The organism is Candidatus Avelusimicrobium sp., from assembly GCF_056976295.1.
The window spans coordinates 67924-77771 of the sequence record NZ_DBMCTG010000008.1 but is presented as its reverse complement, the minus strand read 5'-3'; the positions used below and the strand labels follow the sequence as shown (position 1 = coordinate 77771).

At 42.5% G+C, this 9848-nt stretch carries 8 protein-coding genes, 1 tRNA gene and 1 pseudogene; 6 read left to right on the top strand and 4 right to left on the bottom strand.

Translation table 11 applies throughout. The features are described from left to right. The coding region (locus ACZOTW_RS04960) for an AAA domain-containing protein (protein WP_483997638.1) at positions 1–989 on the bottom strand (989 nt) is incomplete at its 3' end. A gap of 284 nt (positions 990–1273) precedes the next feature. Here ACZOTW_RS04960 and ACZOTW_RS04955 point away from each other — a divergent pair. Next, complete coding sequence (locus tag ACZOTW_RS04955) at positions 1274–1540, top strand: DUF2924 domain-containing protein (protein ID WP_483997637.1); 267 nt, start codon at positions 1274–1276, stop codon at positions 1538–1540. 374 nt (positions 1541–1914) lie between these two features. Further along, a pseudogene (locus tag ACZOTW_RS04950) lies at positions 1915–2184 on the top strand (DUF2924 domain-containing protein); the annotation flags it as partial. 49 nt (positions 2185–2233) lie between these two features. Here the strand turns inward: ACZOTW_RS04950 and ACZOTW_RS04945 are convergent. Next, positions 2234–2653, bottom strand: coding sequence for a DUF4160 domain-containing protein (locus ACZOTW_RS04945; protein WP_483997636.1), 420 nt, complete (start codon positions 2651–2653; stop codon positions 2234–2236). A 90-nt stretch (positions 2654–2743) separates the two neighbouring features. On the opposite strand from ACZOTW_RS04945, the gene ACZOTW_RS04940 reads away from it, so the two are divergent. Both ACZOTW_RS04940 and ACZOTW_RS04935 read left to right on the top strand, forming a co-directional pair. Next, complete coding sequence (locus tag ACZOTW_RS04940) at positions 2744–4369, top strand: recombinase family protein (protein WP_483997635.1); 1626 nt, start codon at positions 2744–2746, stop codon at positions 4367–4369. 4 nt (positions 4370–4373) lie between these two features. Next, the gene (locus ACZOTW_RS04935; protein WP_483997634.1) at positions 4374–5303 is read left to right on the top strand and encodes a hypothetical protein; all 930 of its coding nucleotides are present in this window, start codon (positions 4374–4376) and stop codon (positions 5301–5303) included. A gap of 175 nt (positions 5304–5478) precedes the next feature. Here the strand turns inward: ACZOTW_RS04935 and ACZOTW_RS04930 are convergent. Together ACZOTW_RS04930 and hydF are read right to left on the bottom strand one after the other, a co-directional pair. After that, positions 5479–5554 (bottom strand) — tRNA-Val (locus tag ACZOTW_RS04930). A 146-nt stretch (positions 5555–5700) separates the two neighbouring features. After that, the gene (gene hydF, locus ACZOTW_RS04925; protein WP_483997633.1) at positions 5701–6876 is read right to left on the bottom strand and encodes a [FeFe] hydrogenase H-cluster maturation GTPase HydF; all 1176 of its coding nucleotides are present in this window, start codon (positions 6874–6876) and stop codon (positions 5701–5703) included. Positions 6877–6971: 95 nt separating this feature from the next. Between hydF and ACZOTW_RS04920 the strand changes: the two genes are divergently transcribed. Both ACZOTW_RS04920 and dxs read left to right on the top strand, forming a co-directional pair. Next, the gene (locus tag ACZOTW_RS04920; protein WP_428050155.1) at positions 6972–7982 is read left to right on the top strand and encodes a polyprenyl synthetase family protein; all 1011 of its coding nucleotides are present in this window, start codon (positions 6972–6974) and stop codon (positions 7980–7982) included. An 8-nt stretch (positions 7983–7990) separates the two neighbouring features. Next, positions 7991–9844, top strand: a complete 1854-nt coding sequence (dxs, locus tag ACZOTW_RS04915) for a 1-deoxy-D-xylulose-5-phosphate synthase (RefSeq protein WP_177748018.1) — start codon at positions 7991–7993, stop codon at positions 9842–9844. Positions 9845–9848 lie beyond the last annotated feature (4 nt).

The window sequence follows — 9848 nt, the reverse complement described above, 5'->3', positions numbered from 1 at the left end:
TCCGAGAATCTTAACCCATATTTAAACCACAAATACACTTTCTTCCAAAAACAAGGATAGTCTGTTTTCTTGCAATACTGCTCGTATTTTAATGATAAAACAAGCAACTCGGAGGATGTTAACCCTGGGCCGATTGTTAGTGATATTTTATTTGTTAGTTTGTCGTAATATTCGCAAAAGTGCAAATATTCTGTGTGCAAAATTCTTTTTTCCTGTTGTAAATTTGCCAAATTGTTTTTTGTGTTTAGCATGGTGGTAATTTGGGTTATCAAACTAGGCATTTTTTGCCAAATTTCGCTATCTTTTTGTGGTGCAAGTTCCCATTCAGTAAGAGCGTCTGGTAAAGGTCGGATTTTCTGCTCTTTAATAAAATCTTGCTTATTTTGCGAGTTTCCTAAGTATGCGGACACAAAATCAATACCATATTTTTGGAGTTTTTCCTGTATATTAGCGGTGGCAGTATTATTGTTAGACACTACAGCAACTGTTTCTCCTCGCATAACGGCATTAGCTAGGATATTTAAAATTGTTTGGGTTTTTCCTGTTCCAGGAGGGCCCTGTATGACACTAATTGTATGTTTAAATGCTGTTTCTACCGCCTTTTTTTGTGACGAATTAAAACCGAAGGGAAATATAGTTAAAGGCAAAGGTTTGATGTTTTTATCGTACGTCCCTGCTAAATAAACGGCCAGACAAGAATTCTCTGGTATAAAATCAATTCTGTTATAGTGTTGCTCTAAAATATTGGTTCCATCCTCTGTGCGGATTCCAACATGCTTGGCAATTTCTTTCAAATATAGAAAACATTTGTTGAGAGATGCATCGGATAGAGCGGATTTTATAACCCGTATATTCCGACGATGATATAGGTAAGGTTTTGGATCATTGGTAAAAACAATCTTTACTTTAGAGCCGACAAATTCCATAGACCGAATTTGTTTGGTCTTATCCTCACCTTTAATCATAATGATTGCATTATGTAATGCCATATGAATATACTATACTATATTTATTACATGTGACTAATCCTATTTGGTGGCGCTGGCAAATTTTCCCTAATAAGTGCTTGTAGATTAACATATATTCAAAGGTCCAAGAGGTTCTATCAATGAAACTAACGGCCATAATGCTTGGCAAAATGCCATTGTAAAAAGGACAATAATCTCCGTATGCTTCTGAGAATCAGTCTATTCACTTGACTTTGCTCCCGATAGTAAGCGGTAATAGGAATGGGCCAAAAGCCCATTAAACCAATATACTATCGGGAGTTTTTATGAAGAAAAAATCTAAACAAGTAGTTGTAAAATCAACCAAACAAGTCGTAGATGTGCCTACTCCGAAACCCAAAGAATGGGATGTCCGCTTACCTGCCGTCGGCACAGTTATCACTAAAACCTACCGTGGGAAAACCATAGAAGTAAAAGTGTTGGAAAATGGATTTGAGTACGAAGGCAAGGTATTCAAAAGCATTTCGCGCGTGGCCATGACAATTGTCAAACGCCCAATAAGCGGTTATGTATTCTTCGGGTTGTCCAAATGACACCGCGCCATCTGTCACCCATCTCGGGGCGATTTGTAAAGGGCCGCTCGGGTAATCCCTTAGGGCGGCCTCCACGAAATTTTCGCGAGAGGGATATTATCTTGTTAGTCACTAAATTCTTTGAAACTTTAGCTAAGGCCTATTCTAATCAAAGCCGTTCAGTGGAAAAAATCCGTCAGATTAAGGACATTTTATCATGAGAAGAAAGTGCTGTTTGCCCAAAATTTACGAAGAATTAAAAGGACTATCCCCCAAGGAATTGCGGTTTTATTGGAATGCTTTCTATACCTATCCTTTGAAGGGCGTTAAGGCCAAGTTGCGTCCGTCCGCTATGGTACGCCGCCCAATGTGGGCTAGGGCGTTGTAAATTACAAGAAAAATACATCACGCGGCTTGACCGTTATGCGGGCAATCCTGACAAGTATATTGAGCACGCGCATAAAAAGCGTTACGCACTCGCAGCCGGAACGATACTGACTAAAACCTATAAAGGTCGGACATATCAAGTACCCGTAAAAGGGGAAAACGCCTACGAGTGGGAAGGGAAAATATATCCTAATTTAACAGCACTTGCCGAAAAAATTGTGCGAAGTCACGTCAGCGGGCCTAAATTTTTCGGATTAACTCGTACAAAACGAAGTTAAGTTCTAATAAGGGTGCCTTGAAATCTATGGGTCTGATAGGAGTTGTCTTTTACTTAACTCCTTTTTGATATTTAATATCTTGAATTTGTTGCTTGAGTGGTTTAAGATTTTTTCCTTCGTTTATTAGTTTCCACATTTCTGTAAGTAGATTGTTATTTAAATCTATAAAAGTTTTAATTTTTTTAAGAGTTTTCCTATCGCAATCTCCAGCTAAAATTTCTCCAGCTAATGAAACAGATACTTCTTGCCCTTTCCCATTCTTGATGTGTAGGTGTGGCATGTGATGCCGTTCCTTGTTTTCGCAGTGCATAGAGACAGTAATTCCATGTTTATCAAAGATGAGTTCCGCAGTAATATGAAAACCTTTGCGGGGAAATTCATCAGGAGCAAGAAGGTATTGCTCTAATCTTTCAGATAATATTTTATACGCAGTTTCTTTATTCATTTCTTGAATTTCTTTGTCTTCCATAAATAATTCTCCTTGACTTATCTACCATTAATAAGCGGTAATGTAAGTGTGAAAATTCTAGTATAACATAATTATACTTGTCAATAAGTTATGAACAGAATTAATTGCGCTATATACACCCGTAAATCCACCGAACACGGGTTGGATATGGAGTTTAACTCGCTCCAAAACCAAGAAGAATCTTGTAAGGCTTATATCCTATCCCAAGCATTCAATGGTTGGGAGTATTACAAGACCTACTCCGACGGCGGAATTAGCGGCGGTACCATGGAGCGGCCGGGCTTAAACACACTCCTTAATGATATCCGGGCCGGGCAAATACAGGTAGTTGTTGTCTATAAGGTGGATCGTCTGTCGCGCTCTATTATAGACTTCCATAAAATGATGCAGGAGTTTGATAAATACGGATGTAATTTTGTGTCCATTACGCAATCGTTTGATACCAGTAACTCTATGGGGAAACTGACGCTCAATATGCTGCTATCCTTTGCCCAGTTCGAGAGGGAAGTATCAGCCGAGTGTGTGCGCGATAAAATCGCAGCCAGTAAGGCTAAAGGTCTGTGGATCGGGGGAACACCGCCGCTAGGGTATGACATCAAGGACAGGCAGTTAATTCCCAATGAACAGGAAAAAACTCTCGTCAAGTTGATTTTTACCAAATATTTGGAACTGGGCAATATGTTTGCCACCGCCCATTGGCTAAACGAGCAGGGGTATCATAGCAAAGCATGGGTACCTAGGTGCGGCAAACCGCGCGGAGGTAGGCCCTTTCAAAAAAGTGGGATTCAGCGGATATTAACCAATCCCGTCTATATCGGCAAAGTGGCCCACCATGCTAAAAACAAGATATATCAAGGCAAGCACGAGGGCATAGTTCCCATGGATATATGGGAACAGGCACAGGAGTTTATCCGTCGGCGCGTTAAGGACAAAAATGCCTTTAGTACCTATCAGGTACATGATAGCGTGCTATCCCGTAAATTATATGACGATACAGGGCGCAGTTTCCGGCTGACAACCGCCAAAAAGCAAGGGAAGAAGTTCCTGTATTACTATAACGGCGTGGGCGGGCATTATCTGCCTGTGGAACAACTGGATAATTTCGTGTTAAAAACGCTTAAAATGACTGATTTTGATGATTTGGAGCCGTTAGCCAACAGAGATGCTCTGCCCGATAAACAAATGCGGAAATGGATAGATAAAGTAGTTTGCCAAAGTACGGGGAAAACGCACTATTTGAGTATATTCTTAAACGAAAAGCAGATAAAGGCGGATTTGAGTGCTTTGCCTAAAATATCAGGCCAAGCGGAAGAACGCGCTCTTGTGCCGGAGAAATTAGACGAGAAATTATATGTGAGAAATACCTTTATAGTGGATAATGTGTCGTCTATGAAACTGCAAAACGGAAGAGCACGGAATATACTGACGGTACGGCAATTAAACGAGAGTTTAGTACGCGGCTTATCCCGCGGGTGGCAGTTAAAACGGCTGCTAGAAAAGGGGAAATCACTGCGAGAATGCGAAGCGGCCAGCGGTATGAACAAACGTACCATTGCGCGCTACTTAAATCTGTGTTATTTATCTCCCAAGATACTGGCAGATATTTTAGAATACCGGAACCCACGCAATATGACGTTAAAGGAACTTATGACCTTGGGAGAGGGAGAAACAGGGTTTAGAGAACAGGAAAAGGCGTGGATAAGTATTATAAAATAACTATATGAATACGAAAACAGTTTTATCACGATATCCTGCATTTATGGGGCGTTGGAAAAAATACAAAAAACAATTTCCTGATGTTAAAAATTGGTTTATTTCTAGTGATTATTGTTTTGATAAAAATAAATATAATCAAGTAATTACCTTTACTATCTGCCCAAGTGTAGATATAAAATGGTTGGATTCTCAATTGCGACAAGATTTGCCTAAAGATATTAAACATCTTACTCACATATCAGATAAAATGATATATTTCTTGAAGAGTAATTACTTCTTTTTTTCTATTTCTTTTATTATTAAAGGAAAATGCGAACTTTTAATTGATAATTTAAAGAAGAGCCTTCCAAAATGGATAAAACAATTGGAAATAAACAATAAAGTCAAATATCACAAACAAATTAAAAGATATAAATTATTACAATGTTATTTAACTCAAAAATCCTACAACAAAAAACTTGTTTCTAATTTATGTCTTACAGCCACATCTTTAGCTTCTATTATTGAGTTTTTGATTATTAAATATGATGCTAAAAAAATACTGTGGATTTCTGATAGAGATGATATGCTCGGCCTTTGTGAAGGCGTGATAATTAATATCACTCAATCATTTTATAATGGATTATTAAATGGAAGGAAGAAAGAAAATATTCTTTTTGAAGTGACTAAAGAGAATTCTAAAACTAATACATTTGAATTTGATGCGCTGATTCGATATCCAGATGTTATTTCTGGTATTATTTCTTCTGTAGATTTTGAAAGAAATATATGTGATAAAGCAAAGCATTTTGATTTATTTGTAAATGCGGTGGCGGATAATGCACGAATTCAAGTATTTCAAATAAATGATGGGTTTTTGCGAAATTCTTATGAGTTCAAACGAAGTGATAAGGGTGATGATATTATTAGAGCACATCTTGTGCCGGAAATATAGATTATTCGAATCCTCCAAATTTCCCCGTTAGAGAACAAGGCCCGGAAACGGGCCTTGTTCGTCTACACAAATACCACTCTAAAACCTGTATGGATGAAAATTCCGGCCGCGCTCCGTCGGGAGTGGGGAAAACACACCAACAAAAAAGGCACCCTACCAAGAGTGCCTTAAAAAATGGTGGACCGGAAGGGACTCGAACCCCTGACCTCCTGCGTGTAAAGCAGGCGCTCTACCAACTAAGCTACCGATCCGAAAATTGAAATATCCTTAACTAGGACAATTCTATTTTAGCAAAAATATAGCGCAACTGCAACTATTTTTCTAAAATTGCGAATTAAAGTTACAAGTGTAACGATTAGGACAAAACACTTTTTATCTAATCGTTTACAGGGAACATTTATTGGTCCTGCTTTCTAAATATTTCTGTTACGCGGTCAAAAATACCGTTGCAATAGGCTATTGCTAACCCGTAATTGGAAAGTGCAACACCCTTTTCCTTTAATATATTCAAGCGGCGCATAATTTGCGTTCGCGTTACCATACACCCGCCGCATTGAATTGCTAATTTGTACGTTTCCGCATCATCTGGCAAGGCATCTAAATTAGCCACCACAGTAAACTGCAATTTTTTACCCGTGTATTTTTGCAACCAGTTGGGAATTTTCGTGCGGCCAATATCATCACACTTGTTCACACTATGTGAACAAGATTCCAAAATCAGCACCTTATCGCCGTCTTGCAGTTTGTCAATGGTGCGAGTTCCTTTCAAATACGCCCCAAAATCACCTTTTAAGCGCGAAAATAAAATGCTGAAACTCGTCAGCGGGATAGTGGGCGGCACTACGGAACTGACGTATTTAAACGCCTGTGAATCCGTTACCACCAGTTTGGGGATATGCAAACGCAAATATTCACGCAACTCGGTGTCCTTTAAGCACACCGCCGCCGCGCCGATATCCAACAGGTTGCGTATTGTCTGCACCTGCGGCAAAATAAGGCGGCCCTCGGGGGCGGACGCGTCAATCGGAATTACCAGCACTACTTCGTCCCCGCGTTCCACATAATCATCTAACAGAACATCTTGGGAATAGGCACTCTTGGGCAGATGCTTTTTAATCATATCCAACAGGATAGGCAGATGCGGTTCCTTGCACGAAAAATCTACCACATCAGCGCCCTTAATTTCCGTATTTGTTGCATACAAATCGCACTTGTTATGCACCACAAAAAAAGGCACGCTGCGCGCCTGAAAGGTTTCCATTAAACTTTGGTCGTACGAATTAAAATCATCTGCAAACACCAAAATAGCCAAATCTACCTGGTCCAATGCTTCGTTGGTGCGGCGGACACGCTGGGCCCCCAAGGCGGAAGAATCGTCTATCCCGGCGGTATCCACCAAAGTTACCGGGCCTATGCCCAAAATTTCAATAATCTTCTTAACGGGGTCCGTCGTCGTACCCGGGTGGGCGGCCACGACGGAAACCTCCTGCCCCGTCAAGGCATTAATAAGGGAACTTTTCCCCACATTCATTTTGCCAAAAATGCCGATATGCGGCCTGTTTACTTTTACCATAATAGGAATTATAATATTTTTCCCCGCTTGCTGTCCGTGCGGCAGGCTCAATATAAGGTATAATAAGATAAAGTCCGTACCGAGAGGTTATTACTATGAATAAGTTTGACGTGTACTTAAAAGACCGTGCCAAGTTAGTGGAAAAAAATCTTTCCAAATATATTTCTAAAATTAAAAACTCTCCTAAAATTTTGACCGACGCAATGGATTACTCTTTGGAAGCCGGCGGCAAGCGCGTACGCCCGATTTTGCTTATGGCCACCGCCGAAGCCTTTGGCAAAAAAGCGGCAGACGTTATGCCCGCCGCCTGCGCCGTGGAAATGTTGCACACCTATTCTTTAATCCACGACGATTTGCCTTCTATGGATAACGATTCCCTGCGCCGCGGCAAGCCCACCAACCACAAAGTATTTGGAGAGGACCTTTCTTTATTGGCCGGGGATGCTCTTTTAACATATGTGTTTGAAGTTTTTGCGCAAAACGGCAAAGTCAAAGCCATCGGCGCAGAAAATACGTTAAACGCTTTAATGAATTTTGCCAACTGTGCCGGCGCCTCGGGTATGGTCGGCGGACAGGTGGCCGATGTGTATGCCGAAGGGATGGGTGCGGCCGATGCCGCCAGCACAAGAGCGGACAAAATCCGCAAAATTTCTAAACCGCTTGCAGATAAGTCCCTGCACTATTTTATGCTTCCCGCTACCGTCAAAGAAACCACTCCCGAAACTATTTTGAATTACATCCACGCCAACAAAACGGGTGCTTTAATCCGCGGCAGTGTGGAAACAGGTGCATTATTGGCCGGAGCCAAAGGCAGCGATTTAACCCTCATTAAAAAATACGCCAACTGCATTGGTTTGGTGTTCCAAATTGTAGATGATATTTTGGATGTTACGGCCTCGGCTAAACAACTGGGTAAATCCAACAGCGATAAGGAAAACGGTAAACTGACCTTTGTCAGCCTTTACGGCTTGGAAGGCAGCCGCAAGCACGCGCAGTTGCTTATTGCCAATGCGCAAAAGGCGTTAGATGCTCTCAAAAACGTTAAAAAGAAAAATCTGTGGCCGCTGTATGAAATGGCGGAATTTTTCAAAACAAGAACCTATTAAGGAGTAATATGAAAGTTCTCCCCAGTATTCAAAATCCGCGCGATTTGCGCCTGATTAAAAAGGAACTTCTCCCCACGCTATGCGAGGAATTACGCCAAGTGATTATAGATACCGCCAGCCACAACGGCGGTCATTTAGGTTCCAGTTTAGGTGCGGTGGAAATTATAACTGCGTTACACTATGTATTCAACACGCCCGAAGATAAAATTGTGTTTGACACCGGCCACCAGGCCTATGCGCACAAGTTGCTCACGGGCCGCCAAAAGGAATTTGCCACTATCCGCACGCAAAACGGGCTGAGCGGATTCCCCAAACGCACAGAAAGCGAATACGACACTTTCGGTGCGGGACACGCTTCCACGGCTATTTCCGCCGCGCTGGGCTTGGCTATCGCACGCGACCAACGCAAGGAAAAAAACAAAGTTGTTGCGGTAGTTGGCGACGGGTGTTTGACGGGCGGTATGGCGTATGAAGCCATGCAAAACGCGGGCCTTTTGCGTACCGATATGTTGGTTATTCTAAATGATAACCAAATGTTTATCTCCAAGCGCGTGGGCGCGCTGGGCAAGGCTCTTACCAAACTGCTGACCACCAAATATATGCAACTGGCCGAAGAAAAAGCCACCAACTTTTTAAAACGCTTTGACGAACTAGGCAATAATGCCGCTAAACTTGCCAAACGGGCGCGTTCTATTCTGTTTCCGGGCACCTTGTTTGAGGAAATGGGCTTCCGCTATTTCGGCCCTGTAAACGGCAACGATATCAACGAAATGATTGAAGTGCTGGAAAATTTAAAAGATGTAAAAGGCCCGGTAATGTTGCACGTCGTTACCAAAAAAGGCAAGGGGTATAAACCCGCCGAAGAAAAACCGACCAAGTTTCACGGCATTGGTATCTTTGACGTGGAAACGGGCGACTCCTTGGGCAAATCCTCTGCGCTGACGTTTACAAAAGCCTTTTCCGATGCGCTTTTGAAACTGGCGGAAAAGGATACGTCTATTGCCGCTATTACCGCTGCTATGCCCGAGGGAACGGGATTAGATGCGTTCCGCGACAAATTTCCCTCCCGCTACTTTGACGTTGGAATCGCCGAGGAACACGCAGCCACCTTTGCGGCCGGACTGGCGGCCGGAGGCGTAAAGCCCATAGTGGCCCTTTACTCCACCTTTGCCCAGCGTTGCTACGACCAAATTTTACACGATATCTGCTTGCAAAAACTGCCTGTTGTATTTGCGCTTGACCGCGCCGGATTGGTAGGGGAAGACGGTCCCACACATCACGGAGTGTTTGATTTAAGTTTTCTGCGCGATATCCCGAATTTGATTTTGGCCGCACCGGCGGACGAAAACGAAATGCAGCATATGCTTAAAACCGCCTTTGACGCAAAAGCCCCCTTCGTCCTGCGCTACCCGCGCGGAACGGGTTTCGGCGTAAAATTAGATGACGAACCCCAGGACTTGCCTATCGGCAAGGGTGTGTGGCTTAAAAAGGGAAAAGATGCCACTATTTTGGCTATCGGCAACCGCGTTCACCCCGCGCTGGCGGCGGCAGAAGCGCTCAAAAAGCATAAAATTGACTGTGGTGTCGTCAATATGCGCTTTGTAAAACCGCTGGACACCCAAATTATTGATGAAGCCTTAAAAGTTTCCAAACATCTGGTTACCGTAGAGGATAATATGCTTGCGGGCGGTTTTGGCTCGGCAGTAGCCGAATATCTGGCCGACAAACAGGCTAATTTTAAACTTCTTCGCCTGGGAATCGGCGACGAATTTGTGGAGCACGGCAAAGTGGCTAACTTGTTTGACAAGTTGGGCCTTAATGCCGGACAAATGACGGACCATATCTTAAAATGGATAAAGTGAGGAC